This is a genomic window from Bacillus sp. FSL L8-0193, assembly GCF_037976065.1.
GTDB classification, from domain to species: Bacteria; Bacillota; Bacilli; order Bacillales; family Bacillaceae; genus Bacillus; species Bacillus paralicheniformis.
On record NZ_CP150261.1, the window covers coordinates 784,576 to 810,886 of the forward strand.

A 26,311-nucleotide genomic window follows, 5' to 3' on the forward strand; every position below is an offset into this window, starting at 1 on the left:
ACATGAACTTTGAAACGGTAATCGGACTTGAAGTCCACGTGGAGCTCAAAACAAAATCGAAAATTTTCTCCAGTTCTCCAACGCCATTCGGCGCGGCGGCCAACACGCAGACAAGCGTTATCGACTTAGGCTATCCGGGTGTACTGCCTGTGTTGAACAAAGAAGCCGTTAATTTCGCGATGAAAGCCGCGATGGCGCTCAACTGCGAAATTGCGACAGAAACGAAATTCGACCGGAAAAACTATTTCTACCCCGACAACCCGAAAGCTTATCAAATTTCTCAATTTGATAAACCGATCGGCGAAAACGGCTGGATCGAAATCGAAGTCGGCGGAAAAACGAAGCGCATCGGCATCACCCGCCTTCATTTGGAAGAGGATGCGGGAAAACTGACGCATACAGGCGACGGCTACTCCCTTGTCGACTATAACCGCCAGGGAACACCGCTCGTTGAAATCGTCTCCGAGCCCGATATCAGAACGCCTGAAGAAGCTTACGCCTACCTTGAAAAACTGAAATCAATCATTCAGTATACAGGCGTTTCTGATTGTAAGATGGAAGAGGGCTCGCTCCGCTGCGACGCCAACATCTCCCTCCGTCCGATCGGACAAGAGGAGTTCGGCACAAAGACAGAGCTGAAAAACCTGAACTCATTTGCCTTTGTTCAAAAAGGCCTTGAGCACGAAGAAAAACGCCAGGCGCAAGTTCTTTTGTCAGGCGGTGTCATTCAGCAGGAGACGCGCCGCTATGATGAAGCGTCCAAAACGACGATTTTGATGAGGGTCAAAGAGGGATCTGACGACTACCGCTACTTCCCTGAGCCTGATCTTGTCGAGCTTTACATTGACGATGAGTGGAAACAGCGCGTGAAAGACAGCATCCCTGAGCTTCCGGACGAGCGCCGCAAGCGCTACATCGAAGAGCTTGGCCTGCCTGCCTATGACGCGAAAGTGCTCACTTTGACAAAAGAAATGTCCGACTTCTTCGAAGCAGCCGTAGAAAAAGGCGCAGACGCGAAGCTGGCGTCGAACTGGCTGATGGGTGAAGTGTCGGCTTACTTGAACGCTCAGCAACAAGAGCTTGCGGATGTTGCGCTCACGCCTGAAGGCCTTGCCGGATTGGTCAAGCTGATCGAAAAAGGCACGATTTCATCGAAAATCGCGAAAAAGGTCTTCAAAGAATTGATCGAAAAAGGCGGAGACGCAGAAAAAATCGTCAAAGAAAAAGGCCTTGTGCAAATTTCTGACGAAGCGACGCTCAGAAAGCTTGTCACAGAAGCGCTCGACAACAATCCGCAATCGATCGAAGACTTCAAAAACGGAAAAGACCGTGCGATCGGCTTCCTTGTCGGCCAAATCATGAAAGCCTCAAAAGGACAAGCGAACCCGCCGATGGTCAACAAGCTTCTTCTTGAAGAGATTAATAAACGATAAAAAAACAGACTTATGCTACTTAAATGGAGGTCCTCATATTGGGGACCTTTTTTTATTTGTGTAAAGATGTAAATAAATAAAATTAAAATTTATTTGAACTTTATTTAGAGATATATTATCATTAATTTAAGTTTTGTTTTTAAATTTATTGATAAGAGGGGCTGTCTATGGAAAGAAAAGATGTACCCGAGTGGATATTGGCTTTAGAAGAAGAGGATGTAGAATTTATTAAAAACTTTACGCTGAAATCTGGTTCGTTAAAAGAAATTGCAAAGAGTTATCAAGTATCTTATCCAACAGTTAGGGTTAGGTTGGATCGATTAATACAAAAAATTCAACTCATTGATGAATTGGAAAATGAGACTTTTGTTCATTTTATTAAACAGTTAGCCATCGATGATCAGATAAGTCTGGAAAATGCAAAGTTAATCATTGAGAAATATAAAAAAGAGCGGGGTGTTCATAAATGAATACTATATATATACTACTGATCGGATTTGCAATACTGGGAATTCAATATTTTTTATCGACCAGAAATCGTACTTTTTGGGGAGCTATACTGCCAACAGCTTATATCATTTTTCTCGTTGCATTATCCATTCATGAAGGAAAATCTTTCGCATCATTCTATCTTCCTCTTATTGGCGGACTGGCTTTATTGCTGGGGGAATGGATTAAAGGCAGAGAAGCTTTGAAAAAAAAGCAGGAAAGAGAAATGAGAGTTATGAAAGCCATGGATATTAAATAACAGGACCAGCCTCAAAAGGACAGAACAAGCTGCTTAAAAAACCTTGGAGAATAATTCTCCAAGGTTTTTTCGTTATTCCACAACAGGCGTCAAAGAACCGCCGTCCCAGATGTCTCCCTTATTCAGCATCCATGGATGAAGATAGAGGGTGTCCGCTCCCTTATTCACAGCAGGGCTCCACCCATCGTTCCACGCCAGGAAGTACGTCGTATTCGGGTATTTCTCTTTGATTGCATGGATAAACCGCGCGTAATCCAGCCCGCCGTTTGTCGTCTGTGGCCCGACCTCTGTAAAGGCAAACGGCTTGTTCAGAGATGTGAGCTGATCGTAGCCATCAATGGCGTGCGGGTCATCAAAATAAGCGTCAAGCCCGACGATGTCAACATATGATGCGCCCGGATAAAAGTCTGTTTTAAAGTCTCTGTTGGCATCAGGCGCATACACCCACAACAGATGATCCAAGCCTCTTGTCTTTGTCATATAGTCATAGATTTTCACATAGAGCCGTTTGTACAAGGAGATTCTCGCGCTGTCTTTTTGATTATATTGCGTCAGTCCCCACCAGAACCATTCGCCGTTCATTTCGTGAAGGGGTCTGAACAGAACGGGCACACCTTCATTTTCAAGCTCCTGAAGGCCATCGGCGATTTTGCTCAGCATCGCCTCAAGCCGTTTTCCTTCGGGTGTGGAAGAATCTAAAATTCTCTCATACTGGCTGTTCGAAATCTGAGTTTTATAATGACCCGAAGTAAACGCGGGGTTTGCGAGGTGCAGGCTGATTTGCGGTATGCCTCCGCTTTTCCAGTATGCGATCAAATCGCTGTTGCAGCTGTAGTCAATCGTATCGGCGATCTCCTCCGGCTCCAGCCATCCTCTTGCATAATCGCAGCCGTATACGGCTGGCAGCTGTCCTGTTGCCTGTTTGATCCGGTCGGCTTCAGCCAGCGAGAATGTGTCAAGGCTGTATCCTCCGAATGCCCCGGACATTACCCGATTTTCCGTCCGATTGGGCAGGTGGGCAAGCCAGTTCATCACCGCTTTCGTCGTCGGCTGGGCATTCGGGTTTACCGGAGAAACGGTGTGTGCGTAGCTCGGTTGCGAAACGGCAAAAGCAAGGAGCAGCGCGAAGATGGAGCAAACGATGCTTTTTTTCACTAAGGTAAAACCCCCTAAAAATCTAGATTGTCTTAAGCGATCTTATTATACATGCTGTTTCCAAAATATTCATGGTCAGATCGTCGTATTGTAAGGAAATAAAAAAACAGCCATCAGGCTGTTTTATGAATGAAGGAAACGGGTGATCATTCCATATAGATGCTGGACATTGTCCTGATGCTCCAAATTTGTCAGCATGCCCTGGAGCACGGGGACGCGGGGCGAATCTTTTCTCAGCTCTTCCTCGATCACATCCAGTGTAATGAGAATGTCTTCCGGCAGCGCCGGCTGACGTTTGGCATCTTCAAGCTCCCGCAAAATCGTATGTTTATCGGCCGTACTGCCGGCGTTCCGGTAATAGCTGTACGTCCGTCCGGCCAGGATCGGCTGCTCCCCGTTTTGAACCATGCCATCAATCATGTCATCGATTCTTCTCATAATAAAATCCGCAAGTTCGTAAAAATCGATATCCAGTTCATTAAAGATAAACAAATTTTGATAAGACTGCACGATGCCTTGAACGATCACGGACAAGTCTGACAGATAGGGCTTCACAATGTCCCCGTAGGCTGCTGACAGCGCGTTTTTATACGTCTCGTGGAATTTTTGGCTGACATTTTTAAAATATTCTTCGATTTTGCTGTTTTCCGGGATGCTGTGTTCGCTGATCATCACGAGAATAAAGTCGCGGTGCTCCTTGCTCTCACTGAATTGATAAGCAATCTGCTCCTTGAACGTTTCCTTCGGAGGAAAATTCTTTTGCTGAATGATCTTCATATTTTCCATCGTTCGATCGATATAATACTTAATGATCGCAAGCAAAAGCGCTTCTTTCGACTTGAAATGCAGGTAGAAAGCTCCTTTTGAGATGTTGCATTCATTGGCGATGTCCTGAATCGTTGTGGAAGCAAACCCGTTTTTCGCGAACAGGTGCAGACCTGCTTTAATGATTTTTTCTTCTTTTTCTGTCATGAATGTACCCCTTTAACACTTCTTTAAAATTGAATAAATTTTAACATATATAAGTTGACGCTGTTTACTTTTGAAGTTTATTATTGTATAGAATGACCAGTCAGTCAATCTGTATTCTGAAAATGATATACACAATGGAGGTCGTAATGAATTCTATCATTAATTTTGTACTAAAGAACAAGTTCGCTGTGTGGCTGATGACGATTATTGTTACGGTTGCCGGCATTTATGCGGGTTTAAATATGAAGCAGGAATCAATTCCTGATGTGAACATGCCTTATTTGACCGTCAGCACGACATACCCCGGAGCCACTCCGAGCCAGGTAGCTGATGAAGTCACAAAGCCTGTTGAACAAGCCGTGCAAAACCTGGACGGCGTCAGCGTTGTGACGTCCACTTCGTATGAAAACGCATCATCGGTGATGATTGAATACGATTATGAAAAGGATATGGACAAAGCGAAGACGGAAGCCGCTGAAGCATTGGCGAATCTCGATCTGCCGGACAATGCGAAAGAGCCGAGCATTTCGCGCTACAGCATGAATTCCTTCCCGATCCTCGCGCTCAGCGTGTCCAGTGATAAAGACGATCTTCAAAGCTTGACGAAAAAAGTGGAAGACAGCCTCCTGACGAAGCTTGAAGGCCTTGAAGGCGTAGCTTCCGTTCAGCTTTCCGGACAGCAGGTTGAAGAAGTCGAATTTTCATTTAAAAAAGACAAATTGAAGCAATATGGGCTTGACGAGGATACAGTCAAGCAAGTGATTCAAGGATCTGATGTGACGACTCCGCTTGGGTTGTACACATTCGGGAAAGAAGAAAAATCGGTCGTCGTGAGCGGCGATATCGAAACAATTAAAGACTTGAAAAATATGAGAATTCCAGCGGCGTCTGCCGGAGGCGCGAGCGCGCAAGCCGGAGCGCAAAGTGCGCAAGCGGCCCAGGGCGCGCAGGCTCAAGCCGGAGCACAGAGCGCCGGACAAGCTCAGCAAAGCGCGGGAATCCCGACGGTTAAGCTGTCTGACATCGCAACGATTAAAGATGTCAAAAAAGCCGAATCCATTTCACGAACCAATGGTAAAGACAGCATCGGCATCAGCGTCATTAAAGCAAACGACGCCAATACCGTCGAGGTAGCCGACAACGTAAAAGCTGAACTCGAACAATTCAAAAAAGACCACAAAGGCTTCAAATACAGCTCGACATACGATCAAGCCGAACCGATCACCGAGTCGGTCGAGACGATGCTGAGCAAAGCGATTTTCGGAGCGATCTTTGCGGTTGTGATCATTCTCTTATTCCTAAGGGATATTAAATCAACATTAATCTCGGTCATTTCGATTCCATTGTCATTGTTAATCGCACTGCTCGTCTTGAACCAGCTTGATATCACGCTCAATATCATGACGCTCGGCGCCATGACGGTCGCCATCGGACGGGTTGTCGACGACTCGATCGTCGTCATTGAAAACATTTACCGCCGCATGAGGCTGAAAGATGAGCCGCTGCGCGGAAAAGCGCTCGTGCGCGAAGCGACGAAGGAAATGTTCATGCCGATCATGTCATCAACGATCGTGACGATCGCGGTATTCCTGCCGCTCGCACTCGTCGGCGGTCAAATCGGCGAATTGTTCCTGCCGTTTGCCTTAACGATTGTATTCGCGCTTGCCGCATCCCTGCTGATCGCGATCACGCTCGTGCCGATGCTTGCGCACACCCTCTTCAAAAAGTCGTTGACAGGTGCGCCGGTGAAGGCGAAAGAACACAAGCCTGGGGTACTGGCCAACTTCTACAAAAAAGTGTTGAATTGGTCGCTCAGCCATAAATGGATCACTTCGATCATCGCGGTTCTAATGCTGGTCGGAAGCTTGTTCCTCGTGCCGCTAATCGGAGCGAGCTACTTGCCTGCTACAAAAGATAAAATGGTGCAAATCACATACACTCCTGAACCGGGAGAAACGAAAAAAGAAGCGGAAAAAGAAGCGCAAAAAGCTGAAAAAGTCCTATTGGACCGCAAACACGTCGATACGGTTCAATATACGTTAGGAGCGGGAAATCCGCTGATGGGCGGAAGCTCAAACGGCGCGTTGTTCTATATCAAATATGAGGAAGACACACCTGATTTTGATAAAGAAAAAGACAACGTCCTAAAAGACATTCAGAAGCAATCCAAACGCGGAGAATGGAAAACCCAGGATTTCAGCTCTTCAGGCAATAACAATCAGTTAACGTATTATGTGTACGGAGATTCAGAAAAAGAGATTAAAGGCACTGTAAAAGAGATCGAAAAGATTATGAAAGACCAAAAAGACCTGAAGAACGTAAACTCAGGCCTGTCCAGCACATATGACGAATTTACTTTTGTCGCTGACCAGGAGAAATTAAGCAAACTCGGGTTAACGGCATCACAGATTTCTCAGGCGCTCATGAAAGAAACATCGCAGGCGCCGCTTACAACCGTGAAAAAAGACGGAAAAGATCTTGATGTCACGATTAAAACAGAAGAAGAAACTTATAAGAGTGTCAAAGATTTAGAAAACAAGAAAATCACAACTCCGACCGGCCAGGAAGTAAAAATCGGCGATGTCGCGAAAGTGAAAGAAGGCACGACATCTGACACGATTTCAAAACGCGACGGCAAAATCTATGCCGATGTCACGGCGGAAGTCACATCTGACAACGTCACAGCCGTATCAGTCGACGTACAGAAAAACATCGACAAGATCGAGCTGCATGACAACGTCACAATCGATACAGGCGGCGTATCCGCTGATATCGAAGATTCCTTTACAAAACTCGGACTCGCGATGCTTGCGGCGGTCGCGATCGTCTACCTCGTGCTTGTGATTACCTTCGGCGGAGCACTGGCGCCATTTGCGATCCTGTTCTCGCTGCCGTTTACGATTATCGGCGCCTTGGTGGGACTATACGTATCAGGAGAAACGATCAGCCTGAACGCAATGATCGGAATGCTGATGCTGATCGGAATCGTCGTCACAAACGCAATTGTCTTAATCGACCGCGTCATCCATAAGGAAGCGGAAGGGCTCTCAACGAGAGAAGCGCTCCTTGAAGCCGGCTCTACAAGGCTCCGTCCGATCCTGATGACGGCCATCGCCACAATCGGCGCCCTGATTCCATTGGCGCTCGGATTTGAAGGCGGCAGCCAGGTCATTTCAAAAGGACTCGGCGTCACCGTTATCGGCGGTTTGATCAGTTCGACGCTCCTTACCCTTCTGATCGTACCGATCGTATACGAAGTACTGGCGAAATTCCGCCGGAAAAAACCGGGTATGAAAGAAGAGTAAGTCGATAAAACAAAAACCCCTTGGAATGGTCCTTTCCAAGGGGTTTTTTCTTTGATGAGACGATCGTCGGTGTTTAACAAATATATCCTGTGTTATGCTTTGTTTAGAAAAGGCAACAGAGGAGGCAGTGAATGGAATCGAAAGGAAACAACGAACCAAGCCCCAAAGCCGTAAAGCGGCTCACCTGGATCATACCGATCGTGTTGATCGGAGTCATTTTTCTCTTGAAAAATATAAGAAATCCTGTGACTGATGTTTTATTTTATATTGTATGTGCAGGTGTTATCGCCTTAGTCATTTTCAGCATCATGAAAGAGACAAAAAGCAGATGAAAGCATGTTATGAGCTTGTCGATAAAGGTTGAAATGATCTTCATCGACAAGCTTTTTTAATGCTGCTGATTTCGTTTTCCAGCCCCGCAAAGAAGCAGTTAATCATTCGGATTGATTACCGCCAGCAGCTGATGGTCTTCCCATTTTCCGTTGATCTTAACGTTTTTCCGGGCGATGCCTTCTTTGTGAAAGCCCGCCTTCTTCAGCACCCGGATCGAGGCAAGATTACGGGGCATGACGCCGGCTTCGATGCGATGGAGCTTGAGATCTTGAAAGGCGAACTCGACCATCAGCTTGACGGCTTCTGTCGTGTAGCCTTTGCCGTTGTGTTTCTGATCCAAAAAATAGCCGATGAAGGCGCTTTGCAAGGAGCCGCGCAGTACCTGGAAAAGGTTGATCGTTCCGATCAGCGTATCGTTTGCAGGATCAAAGATGCCAAAATAATAATCTACATCGTTCTGCATATTTTCATATAAACTTTGAAGCCTCTTCTGTTGTCCTTCGATTGTATAAAACTCTTCGTTCCGCTCCATTGAAAACTGTTCAAAAAACGGGCGGTTTGCGTTCTGCAATTCGAGGCAAGCCTCGGCGTCTTCAGCCGTGAGCGGCCTGATGTAAATGTTTGTCCCTTTTTTGATCATGGAAAGTCTCCTTTTATAAAGATGGAATGCGGTCGGCTTTTTTCATCAACTCTTCAAAATACGCAAAAAATTGATCCCTGTCGACTTGATCGACGACTTCGACCATTCTGCCGTGAGGATGCTCTTCTGTCGTTCCTTGGCGCGGGCTTTCCGTATGGACAACCGCCTTGACGCTGCGCGAGCGTGTCATATCGACTGTGCCGAGTGTCAGCGTCGTCAGCACATCCCAAAGGTAGTATGTCGAATTCGTCTCGTTATGGACAAGCGGCGGACACATCGCATAGCACTGGCCGATAAAATCGATCCCGACATGCTTTCTGAGGCTCGCCCAATGGGAGCGGATATCATTTGTCAATGGCACCTGGTTCGTGCTTTCAAGCGCGACCATTTCGATCTGAATATCGCGTTCGAACACCGTCTTGACGCTGTAAGGGTCCCAAAAGGCGTTCCATTCCGCCGTCCCGTCGTGCTCAGGCTCTTCCACATTTCCTTTCTCAAGGAAGGTGCCGCCCATCCAGACAAGCTTTGCAATATGCTTGATGATCTCAGGCTCTTCCTCAAGCGCCCTCGCCAAGTCTGTCAGCGGGCCGGTGAACAGCAGCGTCACCGGTTCCGGGCTCTGTTTGACGCATTCAATGAGATGGAGGTGAGCGGGCAGGTCTGACACAGGGGTCCGGACTTCGCCTTTTTCATTTAAAAGCGGCAGGGCGTCGACATAAAAAGCGTGCATGCGCCACTCCTTCGGGAACGGATGCACCCCTCTCGAATCGGATGCCGCAGTCTCGACCTGGTACGAACCGAAGCGGTCAATGATTTTTCGGCTGGCACTGAGAGCCGGCTCCAAATAGCAATCCGCCGGTATGACGGATGCTCCGATCAATTTGACATCTTCCATCTGCAATAGCAGAAATAAAGAGACGAGATCATCGACGCCTCCGTCATGGTTAAAATAAACGGGCTTTTTCACAGCAACATCTCCTTTTTCTTAATATTAATTATTTTACATCAATTAGATCCCGAAGTCTTTTTTACCATGAATTAGGGCATTTTATCTAAAATTAAACAAATAATAAAACCCATTTTGTTGCGATTTTTTCAACAACTAGTATAATTAAAGGTTGTTGGTAAAGAAATGATACGGATACTCTAATAGGATGATGAAAACATGAAACGTGCACGAATCATATACAATCCGACTTCCGGACGCGAAATTTTCAAAAAAAACCTTGCCCAAGTTCTGCAGAAGTTCGAGCAGGCAGGCTATGAAACGTCTTGCCATGCGACAACAGGGGAAGGGGATGCCGTACAGGCCGCCAGAAACGCCGCTGAGCGGGAATTTGACTTGATTGTTGCGGCCGGAGGAGACGGCACATTAAATGAAGTCATCAACGGACTGGCGCCGTTGGAACACCGTCCCAAGCTCGGAGTCATTCCGGTCGGAACGACGAATGACTTTGCGAGAGCGCTCGGCATTCCGCGCGAGGATATTTTAAAGGCGGTAAACACAATACTAGAGGGAGAAGCCCGTCCGATTGACATCGGCCGCGTCAACGGCCAATATTTCATCAATATTGCCGGCGGCGGACGCCTCACCGAACTGACATATGACGTACCAAGCAAATTGAAGACGATGCTCGGCCATCTTGCCTATTATTTAAAAGGAATGGAAATGCTCCTTCCTTCGCTAAGGCCGACCGAGGTCGAAATCGAATACGACGGCAAGCTGTTTGAAGGAGAAGTGATGCTGTTTCTCGTCATGCTGACGAACTCCGTCGGCGGCTTTGAGAAGCTTGCTCCAGACTCAAGCTTGAACGATGGCATGTTTGACCTCGTTATTTTAAAACGGGCAAACCTCGCCGAATTCATCAGACTTGTCGGACTTGCCCTCCGCGGCGAACATATCAATGACGAGCATATCATCTACACGAAAGCGAACCGCGTCAAAGTAACGGTCAAAGACAAAATGCTCCTCAACCTTGACGGCGAATACGGCGGCGAACTGCCGGGCGAATTCGAAAACCTCTACCGCCATATCGATGTCGTCATGTCAAAAGAAAAAGCGAGAAAATTGGATGATTGAACTTGGTCTAAAGAGCTGGCCAAGTTTTTCTTATAGCAGGTGAAAAAGATGAAACAAAAAGCCCCCGTTCAAAAAAATGAATATTACAATGTCGTATTTGAAGATTTAACACACGAAGGAGCCGGCGTCGCCAAAGTCGACGGCTTCCCGATTTTCGTGCCGAACGCGCTCCCTGACGAAAAGGCGCAGATCAAAGTGACCCGGGTCAAAAAAGGCTTCGCCTTCGGCCGCCTCATCGACTTGAAAGAAGAAAGCCGCTTTCGTACAGACGCGCCGTGCCCGATCTACAAGCAGTGCGGCGGCTGCCAGCTTCAGCACATCAACTATGAAGGCCAGCTTCTCTACAAGCAGAAGCAAGTCAAAGACGTGCTTGAGCGCATCGGCAAGCTCGATTTAAGCCGGATCACCGTCCACCCGACCCTCGGCATGGAAGACCCGTGGAACTACCGAAACAAAGCGCAGGTCCCTGTCGGCGAAAGAGAAGGCGGTCTGATCGCAGGTTTCTACCAGCAGCGCAGCCATGAAATCATCGACATGAACGAATGCCTGATCCAGCAGTCGGAAAACGACCGCGTCGTTCAGGCGATTAAAGAGATCTGCGGCAAATACGGCATCAAAGCGTACAACGAAGAACGCCACAAAGGCTGGCTCAGACACATCATGGTCAGATACGGCGCCGTCACAGGCGAAATGATGGTCGTCTTCATCACAAGGACAAACGACTTCCCGCACAAAGCGAAAATCGTCGAGGAGATCACCGCGGCATTCCCGCACGTCAAATCGATCGTCCAAAACATCAACCCGAAAAAAACAAACGTCATCTTCGGCGACGAAACAACCGTCATCTGGGGAGAAGAATACATTTACGACACCATCGGCGGCATCAAATTCGCCATCTCCGCCAGATCGTTCTACCAAGTCAACCCTCAGCAAACGAAAGTGCTCTACGACAAAGCGCTTGAATACGCCGAATTGAACGGCGAAGAAACAGTCATTGACGCCTACTGCGGCATCGGCACGATCTCGCTGTTTCTGGCGAAGCAGGCGAAAAAAGTATACGGCGTCGAAATTGTACCGGAAGCGATTGAGGACGCGAAGCGGAATGCCGAGTTGAACGGTATTGAGAACGCTGAGTTTGAAGTTGGCGAAGCTGAGGTCGTGATTCCGAAGTGGTATAAGGAAGGTATCAAGGCTGATACGCTTGTGGTTGACCCGCCGCGCAAAGGCTGCGATGAGGCATTGCTGCGGACGATTTTGGAGATGAAGCCGAAGCGTGTGGTTTATGTGTCTTGCAACCCGGGAACCTTGGCGCGCGATTTGCGGGTGCTTGAGGATGGCGGGTATGAGACGCTTGAAGTGCAGCCTGTTGATATGTTTCCGCATACTAGCCATGTGGAGTGTGTGGCGAAGTTGGTTTTAAAAGGTGATTGAGGGCAAAAGTTATAACCCCTCAACCTGTGTAAACTTATAGCAAATCTTAACTTCGATCTTATCAACGAAACGTAATAACATTTTAGAAGTTAAGGTGTTGAAGTTTAGAAAGTCCTTTAATTGTTCTATGATGGTAGAGATTTTACTTGTTGCGTCATTCTCTGCCATCTCTTTTTTTATTTCTGCTCGTTCTAACTCAAATTGTTGTATTTTTTCTTGAACCAAACTTATAAAATCATCATAATCCTGTTTTTAATATAGATTTAATTTTAAAGAGGTGAGGGAAATGAGTGAGTTAACTTATGAAAAGTTAAAGAAGGATATTAAAAATACAGATTTAGAGAGTGCTGCTACAACAATGCTAGGGCTGTATATATTTGATGAAGAAAAATTTGGAAAAAACTTATTGTTGAGCGGTTGTTTAACTGATCCTTTAAGCAGAAATTTTAAAGAAGAAGAATTAGTCTTTTTTTTAAAGGTATGTGGATTAGTGCTTAAATGTTTTGAGGATAGTGAAGGTGAATATGTAGAGGGGTTTAAAAATACGGTAGCTAAATTATATTGCACCATAAAGGATATCAACAAGGCTTCAAAAAGTAATGAAGCGAGGTTATTTAAGAATGACTTTTTAAAGTATCCATTTACAAAACAAATTCAAATGTTATGTACGTTTATAGAAAGTCAATCTTTTTATTCTAATAGAGATATGGGGAAGAGGATCCAAGCTCAAGGGTATGTAACCGGAATGGAACATGAGTTGCCAGTGTCTGAAAAAGAAGTTTCAGTTGCTGATATAATGGAAGCGAATTTAGAAATTTTTGACACGTTAGTTCGGTTACTTCACTATAAAGCAAATGGGAAAATTGATAATCAGGAAATTAAGTCTTATAATGACATATCTCCTTTTGGGATACCTAGTATTGAAGAGATAATGCATTTAGCTTTGCATAGAGGTTTTTTAGAAGAACTATGGTCAAGGATCAAGTATCAAAATTGGGAATTTAAACGATTTAAATTAGATGAAAGTAATCATGTGCATTATTATTGTCCTCCCAGTGATGACGATTACAAAAAAGAGAGAGTAGCCGTCATAAGGTATAAATATCGGGACTTTATCAATTATTCAAAACTAGTAAATTACAAAAAAATGTCTGAAACAATTAATGAACTTGAAAGAGCATCAATTTTTTCTTTATCCTCTCCTTCTTCAGTTTTTAAGTTAGATAAAGATGTATTTATTCTAGGGGAAAAAATAGCTGAAAGTGCTATAAGTGTAGCTTGGGATCAAATGGAAGACGATTTAGGTTCTTTAGTAGACCGTATAAAGATAGGGAAAGATAAGGATATAAATTTAAACGAACTATATGATGGAATAAAATATTTATTATCTTTAGCATATGTATATCGTACAAATGCACATTCAAAATTTGATGATAAGGACTTTACTTATTTATCACCAATATTTGAATTGAAAGATATAAAAAGGCATTTTTCAAAGTTATCTGGAATTAATATTGAAAAAGCTAATAATATAATTGACTTATTTGTTTTTAGACCAAAACCATTACTAGATATTTTTTCTCAGCCTCTTGTTTATATTGGGGATGAAAGAATAGTATTTACTCCCCACATTGTTATTCAGATGAACATTAATAGAATTGTTGGTAAACATTTATCTTGTTGGGGTGTAGATATTGCAAGTAAAGGGACTGAACTGGAGGATGAAATAAAAGCTTTATTAAGTTTTTCATCCCATTTTTCTATTAATAGATCACAGGTTAAGTTTTTAGCATACGATGGTAAGGATGTTGAATATGATCTAATTGCTACATTTGGCGGCAAAATAATATTGATAGAATTTAAATGTCTAAATCATCCCTTTTCTCCAAAAGAAGTTAAACAGAGGTACGATGATATACTTTACGGTGTAAGTCAGGTTAAAAGAAGAGAGAATATATTAATCCGTCAGTGGGAGGAAGTTCAAAAATATATAGATATTCCTTTACCTAAAACTCCTCCTAAAGCAGACGATATAGTAAAAATAGTTTGTACTAATATCTTTGAGTTTACAGGCAGAATAGAAGAAGATGTATATATTACAGATGTATCCTCTTTTATCAAGTTCTTTTTAGACCCTAAAATTGAAGAAATAAAGTTAGAATTAAATACAACTAGTGTTATTAGTGAGGCTAAACTGTGGAGTGGAGAACCAACACTGGAAGGTCTTCTAGAGTATTTACAATCTCCTATTGCAGTTGGTGGAGTATTGGAAAAGCTTAAAGAAGTGCCAAGAGAGATACCGCTTATTGATAAGGACGACCCCCACTTAGCATTTAAAGATTATGTATTAGAGGAAAATCCTTATGACTTTGCAGTTTTATCTAAATACAAAGATAGTTATCAAGGTGAAAAAGTTGGTCGAAACAAACCGTGTCCTTGTGGAAGTGGGAAAAAATTCAAAAAATGTCATGGGGAATAATTTTCAGATAATGTATTTAAGTCTGAAGTAGGTATAGTTGCCAAATTAAATTATAACTGTGAAATGTATTCAACACATGTGGAATTTGTGGCTGTACTTGTTAAAAAAGATAAATACAAGCTTGAAAAAATAAGCTCTCCAACCCAGGAGAGGCTTATAATGTTATAAGAAGGTTCCATTTCTTGCATAAAGTCCTACTTAATAAAGAGGTGTAACAAAATAGAACACAAAATCTCGAATCAACTAACGATTAGTGAACAAATGAAGCGCGTTTTATCAACATATCAACAAGCAAAAAATGAGAATTTTAAGGGACACCTTTTGTCACACCTTATTTGTCATGAAATAAAGGATACTCTTTTTAAAGTTGTTGACTTAGATCCTAATATATATCATGTAGCAGGTTCAGTTGGAAAAGGCCGTTGGGCTGAGATTCCTTGGGTTTCAATTTTTATAAAGAATTTAACGACTTCGGCGACAAGAGGCTACTATATTGTTTACTTATTTAGAGCAGATGGAAGTGGTGTTTATGTTAGTTTGTATCAGGGGTGGACATATTTCAAGGAGAAGTATGGTACAAAGATAGGTAGGGCCAAAATCCAAAAAACAGCTTCTATTATTAGAGAAAAACTAAATACCATACCTCAAAATATGAGTCTTTCAAATATCAATTTAAAGGGTGAAGGTAATCTTGCGAGGGGATATGAGTTAGGACATGTATGTGGTCGTTTTTATGATATAAGCGATTTTCCGAGTTCAGAAGACATTATAAGCGATTTACAAGCACTATTAGTTACATACAAAGAAATAGAAGGTCTTATCGGAAATCGATCGATAGAACAGTTTAATGATTTTATTTTGTTGCAGGAAGACGGCCAATTTTTAGAAGACCGGGTTAACGAAGAGGAGTATCAGATAGCGGCTCAAACCTTCATCATATCCGAGAATTCGAATGTGGCATATGAAGTCAGTCAAAAGAGAGAACGTCCGCAACCAATCATTAATCAAGGTGGTCAAAGGCAATGGACAAGAAATGCAAGTCTTGCCTCAAAATCTATGATGCTTTCGAACTACACTTGTGAAATTGATCATTCCCACAAAACTTTTATCTCTAAATCTACCAACAAGCCTTATGTTGAATGTCATCATCTTGTCCCTATCGCTAAGCAAGTGGAGTTCAAATATGACTTAGATCAACTAGCAAACTTGGTAAGCCTATGTCCACACTGTCATCGTCTGATTCATTATGGTCAAGATGAGGAGAAAGAAAAACTGTTGAAAAAATTGTATGATCAGCGGAAGGATCACTTAAAAAAGATAGGAATTGAAATTACCTTTTCAGAACTTAAACGAATATATGAAATATCGAATATTTAGATTCAGATTAAAAGCTTTGGGCAAGCGTACCAAGGCTTTTTGCTATTTAACCAATATACGCTATCATAGTGCCACTTCACTAATTGACAAAAGACCATTACAAAAATTCACACGTATAATAAGATCATTTTAAAATAGATAACAATCTTAAAGAGAAAGAGTGGCTCGGCATGAGCAAGGTCGGTTTAGAAGTGGTTGCGGGGGTGTTAAACGAACTCCTTTTGGCAATTAAAAAGCATAAATATTGCACACGCGAAGTCAATGTTTTTCGAAATGGAAGAGAATTAGAATCTCCTTCTCGCTGCTTGAGGAGTGATGTCGGATGATGTTTTGCTGTGGACGATGATTGAGATAAAGCCGAGGCTTGCAGTTTATGTGTCTTGTAACCCTGTAACCTGGGCACACGATTTGCGGATACTTGAAGATGTTTATGATCGCCATTGAGAATAAAATGTAGGCCATTTGGCCAGGATATTGGCCTCTTTTCGAAAAAACAAAATAAATGTTGACGCTTTCATAAAACCGATATATACTTTAATCAAATCCAATATTGATAAATTAGACATGTGACTGGTCATGCAGGCAGGATCTAAAACCGATAAATTTTTTAATTTGTCGGTTTAGGTCCTTTTTTTATTGCCTAAATATAGGTCTCATGTTTCAGAAAAGGGGGAGAAACAATGAATTATACACAAACAGCAAGAGACGTATTGCAGCATGTAGGCGGTAAAGAGAATATTGCCCACTTGGAGCATTGTTCGACACGACTCCGTTTTACATTGATTGATCAAAACAAGGCGGATGTACCGGCGCTTGAGAAAACACCGGGTGTCATCGCTGTCCGTATGTCGGGCCAATGCCAGGTTGTAATTGGAAACGATGTCATTGAAGTCTATGAGAAATTGACCGGCCTTCTCGGCGGATCACCTTCTGGACAAAATGGGTCTAGCAATCAGCCAAAGGAAAAGCGAAAAGTGGGGACTGTACTATTAGACTTCATTGTTGGTGTTTTCCAACCGCTTGTTCCAGCCATTGCGGGCGGAGGGATTTTAAAATCGTTTCTCCTCCTCTTCTCGTTATTCGGATTAATGGATGCCAAAGGGCAAACGTATCAGATTTTAAATATGGTTGGCGATGCGCCGCTTTACTTCCTGCCATTGCTGGTAGCCGTGACGACAGCCAATAAGCTAAAAGTGAATCCGCTTGTTGCATTATCGGCAGTCGGCGCTCTTATTCTGCCAAACATGACGGCTATGCTGACAGAAGGCGCTCAATTATTTTCATTCGATGTGAAAAATATTGCGTATGCCTATCAAGTGTTTCCGGCGATTTTATCTGTTCTGTTGTATGCACAGATGGAAAAATGGTTTACTCGTATTTCGCCAAAACCCATTCGTATCTTCTTCGTACCGATGATGTCTTTGGTTATGACAGTTCCGATCACTCTCCTGTTGCTGGGACCAATCGGTTTTACAGCTGGGCAAGGCTTCACAGCAATCATCCTTGCTATGTTTGACAAAGTGGGCTGGGTTGCGGTTGCGATTCTGGCAGCAGTCCTTCCATTTATGGTCGCATCAGGGATGCACAAAGCGATGGTGCCGTACGCTGTAACAACAATGGGCAATCTCGGAAAAGAAGCACTTTACTTGCCTGCTTCACTTGCACACAATCTCGCTGAAAGCGGAGCGTGTTTCGCAATTGCCCTTCGCACAAAAGATAAAGTGCTTCGTTCAACTGCCATTTCTGCAGGGATTTCCGCATTCTTTGGGATTACCGAACCGGCATTATACGGGGTGACACTGCAAAATAAACGTGTGCTTAGCAGTGTCATGATCGGTTCTTTCATCGGCGGAATCTTCATTGGACTTGTCGGACTTCAAGCGTTTGTTCTTGTTGGACCTGGGCTTGCAAGTATGTCGATGTTCATATCTGACGAGCTTCCACGCAACTTCATGTTTGCAGTTATCGGTTTTGCCATCTCATTTGTTGTTGCTTTTGCTGCCGCCTTTATTTTAGGAAAAGATCGAAAGACAGAAGAAACGGAAAAAGAAGCAGAGCAAGGTGTTTTCGCTGAAAAACTTGGCGCAGATGAGACATTCAAAAGTCCAGTCATCGGTCAAATGATTTCACTATCTGATGTAGAAGATGACATATTTTCTTCAAAGGTAATGGGAGAAGGAATTGCCATTATTCCTTCAAAGGGTGAACTATATGCACCGGTAGATGGCGAGATTTCACTTCTCTTTGAAACAAACCATGCGCTCGGCATGAAAACAGCAAACGGAGTTGAGGTTCTTTTCCATATTGGGATTGACACCGTTCAGCTAGAGGGCAAGTTCTTTAAACCATGGGTGCAAGCAGGGGATCAAGTCAAAGCGGGTGATTTGCTCATTCAATTTGACCTGGAAAAAATTAAGGAAGCAGGTTATGATCCAGTTACACTAGCAGTTATTACGAATACGGATCAATATGATATAAAAGTAACGCAATTAAAAGAGGTCAATCGTCAAGATACATTGATGGTTGTCACACAATTAGGAGGGTAATCATGATGACAAAGACAAAAGGATTTCCGAAAGACTTTTTATGGGGCGGTGCGATTGCCGCAAACCAGGCAGAAGGAGCTTGGAATGTTGATGGAAAAGGACCGTCTGTTGCAGATATTGCCATGTACCGTTCGAATTTGAGTGTAGAAGATTACGAAGGACACCTTGCTGTTACTTCTGAAAACATTGAACGCGCAATGAAAGACCCGGACGTAAAAAAATATCCGAAGCGCAGAGGGATTGATTTCTATCATCACTATAAAGAAGATTTGGCTCTCTTTGCAGAAATGGGTTTTAAAACATTGCGTATATCGATTGCATGGAGCCGAATTTTCCCGACAGGGGAAGAAGCTGAGCCGAACGAGAAAGGTCTTCAGTTTTATGACCGTCTGTTTCAAGAAATGAAAAAACATAACATTGAACCGATCGTGACTCTGTCACATTATGAAATGCCATTAGCACTTAGTGTGAAATACAACGGATGGGTTGAAAGAAAAGTGATCGACCTCTTTGTGAAGTTCGCCAATGTGTGTTTTGAACGCTATAAAGATGTTGTGAAATATTGGCTTACCTTTAATGAAATTGACAGTATACATCGCCATTCTTTCATTACAGCGGGAATCATTCCTGACCGCTGTCCAGAGGGGAAGGTAGAAGAAACCGTTTATCAAGCATTGCACCATCAATTTGTAGCTTCTGCTCTTGTGACTGCAGATTGTCATCGCATCATTCCCGGAAGTCAAGTGGGATGTATGCTAACGAAACTTACGACTTACCCGCACACTTGTCATCCGAATGATGTCGAACGCGCACTGAAGCAAAACCTTGATAACTATTTCTATGCAGATGTTCAAGTGTTTGGCGAATATCCGCCATTGATCAAACGCATGCTGGAACGAAAAAATATCAATATTAAGATGGAAGCGGACGATCTTGCCATTTTGAAAGAACATACGGTAGACTTCGTTTCATTTAGCTACTATATGTCCCTGACAGAATCTGCACAAGAAGGGCTGGAAAAAACAGATGGCAATACGATTCGCGGTGTGAAAAACCCTTATTTGCCTTCAACAGATTGGGGTTGGCAAATCGATCCGGTCGGTTTAAAAATTTCGCTCATTGAATTGTATGATCGCTATCAAAAACCTCTCATTATTGTGGAGAACGGCATGGGTGCGAAAGATGTTGTTGAAAGCGATGGATCGATCCATGATGATTATCGTATTAACTATTTCAGAGAACATTTCCGTCAGATGAAAGAAGCCATTGAAGAAGGTGTAGATCTCTTCGGATATACCAGCTGGGGATCCATTGACATTATTAGTGCGGGAACATCTCAAATGTCCAAACGATATGGATTTATCCATGTTGATCAAGATGACGATGGCAACGGGACATTGAAGCGCTCACGTAAAGATTCATTCTACTGGTATAAGAAAGTGATCGAGTCAAATGGAGAAGTATTAGACTAAAAAACCGCATTCATGAAAAGGTGATGGCGATGTTTAAAATAAAAAAGGTTTTAAACTCGAGTGTGGTACTGGCTGAAGATCAGAACCGACAGGAGCTGGTTTTATGCGGCAGAGGCATCGGTTACGGACGAAAACCTGGGCATATGATTGAAGAAAAACAAGCTGATCAAGTGTTTATGCCAGTAGACAATATGAAGGCAAAAGAATTTCTTCAACTGTTGGATTCAATACCGCAAGAATTTATTGAATTGACACAGCAAATTGTTCATTATGCAGAAGAAAAATTAAAAACAAAGCTAAATTCCGGCGTTTACTTCACATTAATGGATCACTTAAATTTTGCAGTAGAGCGTTATAAAAAGAACATCAATATTACGAATCGCGTCTACTGGGAAATTAAAAACTACTATACGGAAGAGTTTGAGGCAGGGAATTATGCGCTGCAGCTCATCAATGAAACACTGGGGATCCAATTGCCGAAAGAGGAAGCGGCAAATATTGCGTTCCACTTAATTAATGCATTAGGTGAAGAAACAGAATCTAAAAATGGAATGAAGTATGCAAAAATGATCGGGAGCATTGTCAATCTTGTCCGTTACACATTAAACATGAAATTAGATCAAGAAAATATTCATTACAGCCGATTTATCACACATGTTAAATTTTTCGTTGAAAGATTTTACGCTGATAAATTGTTGGCAGATCAGGAGAATGAATTGTTTGAGCAAATTGCTAATTTATATCCGCAAGCAATGGATGTAGCTTTCAAAATCAAAGATTATATCAAACAGGTACACGGAATCGTCATTCCGAACGATGAACTAACATACTTGGGAGTCCATATTCATCGCTTGATTTCTTATCAGCAATTAAAATAAATGAAGAACCACTTGCCTTTGTGGAAGGCGAGTGGTTTCTTGTTTTTGAAAAAGAAGGAGCATTTCTGTTTATAGGCCAGATGAGTTGATTGATCTATACCAACAGTTAAAATTGACAACAAAAGGCTTTTTCAATTGTTGACAAAAACATAACACTAATTGACAAAAGGTCATTACAAAAATTTACACATGTGATAAGATCATTTTACAGATAGAGAACAATCCTAAAGAGAAAGAGGGGGTTCGGCATGAGCAAGGTCGCTTCAGAAGTGGTTGCGGGGGTGTTGAACGAATTCCATTTGGCAATTAAAAAGCATGATATTGAGCAGGCAAAGCATCTTTTTGAAGAGGCAAAGTCGATGTTTTCCGGGATGGAAGAGGATCAGAATGTGCTGGCTTATTTTTCGCTTCTTGAGGAGCGGTATCGGATGATGCTTTATGATGCGAGGGGAGAGCGGCTGCCGCGGGAGTCTTACTTTAATGATTCGCAAATCGAGTGCATCGAGCAGACGGATCATATGATCGATTACTATTTCTACTTTTTTGAGGCGATGCATGAAGCGTACAACAAGAATGTTGAGCGGGCGATCAGCCTGTACAAGGTTGCCGAGAAAAAACTGGCGAAGGTGCCCGATCAGATCGAAGCGGCCGAGTTTTATTTTAAAGTGTCCTGGCTGTATATGTCTCTTCGGCAAAATGCGGTTTCTCTCAATTATGCGAGAGACGCGATGAATATTTACAAAATGCATGACGGGTACGAAAAAAAGCTGGCGATATCCCAGGTTGTGATGGGGACAAATTACATGCAGATGCAGCGCTTTAAAGATGCGGAGAAGTATTTCGAAGAATCGATTGAAATTTCCAAAAAGATCGACGATTCGTTTTTAGAGGCGATGCTTCATCACAATATCAGCATTCTGTATTCCAATTCCGGCCGGTCTCAGGAATGCATTCTCGCCGTCCAGCATGCGTTGAGCAATGCCGAATGGTGCGAGTCAAGCTACTATATCAACTCGCTTTACATGCTGATCAGAGAGTTTTTCAAAATCGGCGAAACAGAAGCGGCCCTGTTCTATTATAAAAAAGGACAGGAGGAATTAGAGAAAAACGGGAATAAGCATTATGAAAAGAAAATAAATATTATGTATGAGCTTTATTGCCATGAAAACGTTAAAAGCATCAAAGACGACATCGATTCCTTGGACGAGATGAATGATTTAGACGGTGTCTGTGACCTTTCATTGCTCATCTCAAGCTATTTTGAGAAAAAAGGAGATTTCAAGGAAGCGCTGGAATTTGTTAAAATATTCATGAAAGCCGAAAACAAAATGAGATCATTAGGGAGTGAGGTATTGTCATGAAAAAATTGATTCTTTGCTTATCGTTAACTGCTATGGTCTTAGGCGGAGCTGCTTTATCCCAAAGCCACAATCAGGCGTCAGGCGGCGTTCAAACAGCTGAGCTGCCGGTTGGAGGTTAATATTTGCTGAAGTCCTTTTACAGGCTTCTTTTTTAAAGCCATGAAATGGGGTGCGATTACAGTGAATCTACAAGAGCATGAAATATAAAAACCTTCCAAATTCGCGAGAGGCCCTCCAATCGTTTAAAACATATTTAAACATTAAAATTGGAGGGGGATACTATGAATGACAAAACATTTCTTTCATATTTAAAACACGCAGATAAGCCTTTCAGCGGCTGGGATTTTTCTTTCATTGACGATACGGGAAGAATGAAAAGCGACCTGCTTTCATGGTCATACGGAAGCATGGCTCTGTCTCTTATTCAAGATTCCAAATCCATGCTCGATATGGGGACAGGCGGCGGAGAATTTTTATCGAAATTGGGGCCGTTTCCTTCGTCAGCATACGCTACTGAATGCTATTTGCCCAATGTGCCAGTTGCAAAGGAACGATTGACGCCTTTAGGGGTTCAGGTCGTCCAAATTGATGATGATGAAGATCTTCCATTTGAATCCGGCCAATTTGACCTGGTCATCAATAAACACGAGTCATATTCAGCACAAGAGGTGAGGAGAATCCTTTCAAAAGGAGGACTGTTTCTCACTCAGCAAGTCGGCGGGCATGATTGCGAAGAAATCAATGAAAAACTTGGTGTGCCGCTAAATGAAGAATTTAAGGACTGGAACTTGGAAAAAGCGTTAAAAGAAATAGAAAAACATGATTTTAAGGTTTTAAAAAGCAGGGAAGAGTGTCCGACTCAAAGGTTTTATGATATTGGAGCTCTGGTCTATTACTTAAAAGCCATTCCCTGGCAGGCGCCCGGTTTTGAAGTGGATCAATACACGGATGAATTGTACGCGATTCATAAAATGATTGAAGAAAAGGGTTATTTTGATGTCACACAGTACCGGTTTATGATTTTAGCGGAAGCGATTTAGAGTTTGATCAAAGATTTGCCTATGAAGGGTGTCTCATATTATATGGTGACATCCTTTTTTATTTTCCTATATTTTTGTAAAGCCAGTTATTTATCCATATATTCATTTAGGATATAATTGTTACTACTTAATGTTATTACCAGTATTATGTTTTTTTCATACATCAGGAGGAAAAGCGATGGCATCCCAAACTGTAACCAAGTATTTTCGCGATAGTGTCGCTGCGAAACTAAAAATCAACTTTAAAAACAGTCGTTTTATGATTTCAGATTTGAATAGCCTTATACAAGGAAAGATAGACAGTAAGTACTACGCGGTTCTTTCAGACCACAAAAATGTCTCCGGTAAACTCGATGTTATCGTTGTGGCAAAGACGATCAAGACGAAATTCGACGTGCAGCAAAGGGTTGAGACAAATATTGAAGATATGACCGGCATTCTTTATATCCCGGCAGTTTTGACTGCCAATGGTATGTTGTTGCCTTCAGAAGACAAATATCCATGGATTCCGAGAGAGCATCTTCATCCAATCATTGACGAAGAGCTTGCGATCGGCTATGTCAATGACTTTGATGAATATATGAGCAACAATTATCAGAGGTTGGAAAGCAACCTCACTTGGAAAAGCTATTTTGAGTTTGCAAAAGATATGTATGAGTCAGTTACAGAAACCGAAATAACTTCAAATACAGTTAAAGAAATAGAATTAGAGAAAAATGTTTATATCTTTAAGGATGATTCCATCAATGCAACCAGAAATATATTAAAGTTATATGATCACCTTTTATCCAGCCAGCCGAATCATCTGCAGCTTTATCAAAATTTTATCAACCAAAAATTCACTTCTTTATCGCCGCTTATTCCAAACCGGATGTCAGAAATGCAGAAGCATGTCGGACAAATGGGCGGGGAATATCCTTTGTCGCCATCGCAAAGGGAGTGCCTGAACCATTTCAACAATATGGAAGATGGAGAAATTCTTGCAGTCAACGGTCCGCCGGGTACGGGGAAAACGACGTTATTGCAGTCGCTCGTTGCCAATCTTTATGTCGAACGAGCATTAAAAAAGGAAGATCCTCCTGTCATTGTCGCTTCATCAACAAACAATCAGGCAGTAACCAATATTATTGAATCATTCGGAAAGATTAAACCAAAATGGGAAAACAATCATTTAGAGCAGCGATGGATCGAAGGAGTCGACAGCTTTGCTGTTTATTTTCCGTCCGGCAGCAAGGAGAAAGAGGCGCAAGAAAAAGGATTTCAATATACGAACCCTCGGGGAGAAAACTTTTTTGACGAAGTTGAAAGCAACGAGAACATTGAGCGATCAACCGAAAAGATGCTCAAAGAATGCAGTCGATATTTTGAAACAAACCATACTGATATTAAGCAATGTGAGCATACGATTTCAAATCGGTTAACAGCGCTTGAAGAAATCAGACAAAAAGTTTTATCCTTATTCTCCGAATATGATCAAATAGCTCCCAAAGGCGTTTCTTTAGATACATACATGACGCAATTGACCGAGGAAAAAACCGAGTGGGAAAGCACGTTTCAATCGATACAACAAAGAATAAAAGAGTGGCAGACGCACTTTTCAAACTTGCCGTTCTTTGTTCGCTTATTCAAGTTTCTGCCGTTCTTCAAGAGCAAATTAGTCAGTCGTGTCAGATATTTTATTCAGCCGGATGAAGAATTTATTGATGAGTCAATGAATCTCGATAAAATTCTCTCTCTGTATAGCGAAAAAGCAAAAGAGACGAGAGAAAAAATAAAGCAGATCGATGCGACATACCAACAAGTCAGCAAATTGAACACAAAATATAAACAATTAATGGTGGAACTTATATCACTGAACATTCTTGAGAAATATCCTGGTTCATTTTCTTCTTTAGATAAGGCGAATGAATTTTTAGATACAACCATAAAATACGCCTCTTTTTGGCTAGCAGTTCATTACTATGAGTGCAGATGGCTTTTAGAGAAAAGACTGTCGGAAAAACAAAGAGGCACAAATTTCGATAATGTGTTAAATCAGTTTTATACAAATTTAAGTATGTTGACCCCTTGTTTTGTGATGACTTTTTATCAGCTTCCGCGAATGCTGCTGGCCTATAACAATGGGAAGGAGCATTTTCTCTACAATTATATTGATTTACTAATCGTAGATGAAGCAGGACAGGTGACTCCTGAGATTGCGGCATGTTCATTTTCGCTTGCGAAACGGGCAGTTGTTGTCGGAGATGTTTATCAGATTGAACCGGTGTGGAATATCAACGAAACGTTGGATATTTCATTAGCGCTTTCCAATAAAGTCATCGCTTCGATCGAACAGTTTGAGAAGCTTCGCGAACTCGGCTTGAATACGTCAGAATCTAGTGTGATGAGGGTAGCGTGCAAAAGCTGTAAATACGAAAAACATCAGCAACGCGGTTTGTTTTTGAGCGAACATAGGCGCTGTTATGATGAAATTATTGAATACTGCAACAATCTGGTGTATAGAGGAAAACTTGAGCCAATGAGAGGTAAAGCGGCAGAGGATAAGAAAAATCCGCTTGTTCAATTATCGATTCCACCTCTTGGTCATATGCAGGTTGACTCATACCAGTCAAGCAAAAAAGCGGGCAGCCGATATAATGAAATAGAGGCAAGGGCCATCGCCACATGGATCAATGAGCATTTCTACAACATCCGAAATGCATATCATGAAGATGATCCAAAAAGTCTCATTGGCATTATCACCCCTTTTAAAATGCAAGTCGGCATAATCAAGCGTGCGCTATCACCCGATGTTAAACCGTTTATCGACGTAGGAACGGTCCATACCTTTCAAGGCGGCGAAAGAAAGGTCATCATCATGTCGACGGTGTACGGGAAAAATGACGGCTGCTTTTTTATAGACGCCAATAAAAGCCTTCTAAACGTCGCGGTTTCAAGGGCAAAGGACAGCTTCCTTGTCATGGGTGATATGAATTGTTTATCAGACAGCGCGAATAAACCGAGTGGATTGTTGAAGAGGATGCTTTTAGAAAATGACGTTGTTCATTCTTAATGAAGGTAA

Annotated in this window: 20 protein-coding genes; 16 read left to right on the forward strand and 4 right to left on the reverse strand. The window is 42.5% G+C overall.

Going from position 1 to position 26,311, the window contains the following annotated elements; translation table 11 throughout:
* Nucleotides 1-2: 2 nt before the first annotated feature.
* The 3 genes from gatB to MHH76_RS03930 all read left to right on the forward strand — a co-directional run bounded on the left by gatB (nt 3) and on the right by MHH76_RS03930 (nt 2,181).
* Complete coding sequence (gene gatB, locus MHH76_RS03920; protein ID WP_020450467.1) at nt 3-1,433, forward strand: Asp-tRNA(Asn)/Glu-tRNA(Gln) amidotransferase subunit GatB; 1,431 nt, start codon at nt 3-5, stop codon at nt 1,431-1,433.
* Between the two features lie 167 nt (nt 1,434-1,600).
* Nucleotides 1,601-1,903: a DUF2089 family protein gene (locus tag MHH76_RS03925; protein ID WP_020450468.1), complete on the forward strand. Its 303-nt coding sequence runs from the start codon at nt 1,601-1,603 to the stop codon at nt 1,901-1,903.
* On the forward strand, nt 1,900-2,181 hold the full coding sequence (locus MHH76_RS03930; protein WP_020450469.1) for a hypothetical protein: 282 nt from the start codon (nt 1,900-1,902) through the stop codon (nt 2,179-2,181). The genes MHH76_RS03925 and MHH76_RS03930 overlap by 4 nt, the downstream gene beginning before the upstream one ends.
* A gap of 72 nt (nt 2,182-2,253) precedes the next feature.
* On the opposite strand, the gene MHH76_RS03935 is transcribed toward MHH76_RS03930, so the two are convergent.
* Both MHH76_RS03935 and MHH76_RS03940 read right to left on the reverse strand, forming a co-directional pair.
* On the reverse strand, nt 2,254-3,336 hold the full coding sequence (locus tag MHH76_RS03935) for a glycoside hydrolase family 26 protein (protein ID WP_043054158.1): 1,083 nt from the start codon (nt 3,334-3,336) through the stop codon (nt 2,254-2,256).
* A gap of 123 nt (nt 3,337-3,459) precedes the next feature.
* Complete coding sequence (locus tag MHH76_RS03940; protein ID WP_020450471.1) at nt 3,460-4,308, reverse strand: TetR/AcrR family transcriptional regulator; 849 nt, start codon at nt 4,306-4,308, stop codon at nt 3,460-3,462.
* A gap of 146 nt (nt 4,309-4,454) precedes the next feature.
* On the opposite strand from MHH76_RS03940, the gene MHH76_RS03945 reads away from it, so the two are divergent.
* Both MHH76_RS03945 and MHH76_RS03950 read left to right on the forward strand, forming a co-directional pair.
* A complete protein-coding gene (locus MHH76_RS03945) occupies nt 4,455-7,613 on the forward strand; it encodes an efflux RND transporter permease subunit (protein ID WP_035337022.1) in 3,159 nt (1,052 codons plus the stop codon).
* A 131-nt stretch (nt 7,614-7,744) separates the two neighbouring features.
* Entirely contained in the window at nt 7,745-7,945 is a 201-nt protein-coding gene (locus tag MHH76_RS03950) for a hypothetical protein (protein ID WP_020450473.1), read from the forward strand.
* Between the two features lie 98 nt (nt 7,946-8,043).
* Here the strand turns inward: MHH76_RS03950 and MHH76_RS03955 are convergent, their stop codons facing one another.
* Nucleotides 8,044-8,586 carry a GNAT family protein gene (locus tag MHH76_RS03955; RefSeq protein WP_043054159.1) on the reverse strand — a complete coding sequence of 181 codons (543 nt, stop codon included), beginning with the start codon at nt 8,584-8,586 and terminating at the stop codon, nt 8,044-8,046.
* A 13-nt stretch (nt 8,587-8,599) separates the two neighbouring features.
* On the reverse strand, nt 8,600-9,553 hold the full coding sequence (locus tag MHH76_RS03960) for a nucleoside hydrolase (protein ID WP_043054160.1): 954 nt from the start codon (nt 9,551-9,553) through the stop codon (nt 8,600-8,602).
* A gap of 198 nt (nt 9,554-9,751) precedes the next feature.
* Here MHH76_RS03960 and MHH76_RS03965 point away from each other — a divergent pair, with 198 nt between their 5' ends.
* The 11 genes from MHH76_RS03965 to MHH76_RS04015 all read left to right on the forward strand — a co-directional run bounded on the left by MHH76_RS03965 (nt 9,752) and on the right by MHH76_RS04015 (nt 26,302).
* Complete coding sequence (locus tag MHH76_RS03965) at nt 9,752-10,666, forward strand: diacylglycerol kinase (protein ID WP_023855610.1); 915 nt, start codon at nt 9,752-9,754, stop codon at nt 10,664-10,666.
* A gap of 48 nt (nt 10,667-10,714) precedes the next feature.
* Nucleotides 10,715-12,097, forward strand: a complete 1,383-nt coding sequence (gene rlmD, locus MHH76_RS03970; RefSeq protein ID WP_043054161.1) for a 23S rRNA (uracil(1939)-C(5))-methyltransferase RlmD — start codon at nt 10,715-10,717, stop codon at nt 12,095-12,097.
* Nucleotides 12,098-12,383: 286 nt separating this feature from the next.
* Nucleotides 12,384-14,576: an SEC-C metal-binding domain-containing protein gene (locus MHH76_RS03975; protein WP_043054163.1), complete on the forward strand. Its 2,193-nt coding sequence runs from the start codon at nt 12,384-12,386 to the stop codon at nt 14,574-14,576.
* A gap of 261 nt (nt 14,577-14,837) precedes the next feature.
* A complete protein-coding gene (locus MHH76_RS03980; protein WP_075213472.1) occupies nt 14,838-15,953 on the forward strand; it encodes a DUF3578 domain-containing protein in 1,116 nt (371 codons plus the stop codon).
* Between the two features lie 680 nt (nt 15,954-16,633).
* Nucleotides 16,634-18,499, forward strand: a complete 1,866-nt coding sequence (locus tag MHH76_RS03985; RefSeq protein WP_043054164.1) for a beta-glucoside-specific PTS transporter subunit IIABC — start codon at nt 16,634-16,636, stop codon at nt 18,497-18,499.
* A gap of 5 nt (nt 18,500-18,504) precedes the next feature.
* The gene (locus MHH76_RS03990) at nt 18,505-19,971 is read left to right on the forward strand and encodes a glycoside hydrolase family 1 protein (RefSeq protein WP_031304945.1); all 1,467 of its coding nucleotides are present in this window, start codon (nt 18,505-18,507) and stop codon (nt 19,969-19,971) included.
* A 29-nt stretch (nt 19,972-20,000) separates the two neighbouring features.
* Entirely contained in the window at nt 20,001-20,849 is an 849-nt protein-coding gene (locus MHH76_RS03995; RefSeq protein WP_023855797.1) for a PRD domain-containing protein, read from the forward strand.
* Nucleotides 20,850-21,097: 248 nt separating this feature from the next.
* Complete coding sequence (locus tag MHH76_RS04000) at nt 21,098-22,210, forward strand: Rap family tetratricopeptide repeat protein (RefSeq protein WP_035337001.1); 1,113 nt, start codon at nt 21,098-21,100, stop codon at nt 22,208-22,210.
* Entirely contained in the window at nt 22,207-22,329 is a 123-nt protein-coding gene (locus MHH76_RS04005; protein ID WP_011197633.1) for a PhrK family phosphatase-inhibitory pheromone, read from the forward strand. Before MHH76_RS04000 ends, MHH76_RS04005 begins: the two co-directional genes overlap by 4 nt.
* A gap of 162 nt (nt 22,330-22,491) precedes the next feature.
* Nucleotides 22,492-23,250: a class I SAM-dependent methyltransferase gene (locus MHH76_RS04010; RefSeq protein WP_020450486.1), complete on the forward strand. Its 759-nt coding sequence runs from the start codon at nt 22,492-22,494 to the stop codon at nt 23,248-23,250.
* A 178-nt stretch (nt 23,251-23,428) separates the two neighbouring features.
* Nucleotides 23,429-26,302, forward strand: a complete 2,874-nt coding sequence (locus tag MHH76_RS04015; RefSeq protein ID WP_043054165.1) for an AAA domain-containing protein — start codon at nt 23,429-23,431, stop codon at nt 26,300-26,302.
* Nucleotides 26,303-26,311 lie beyond the last annotated feature (9 nt).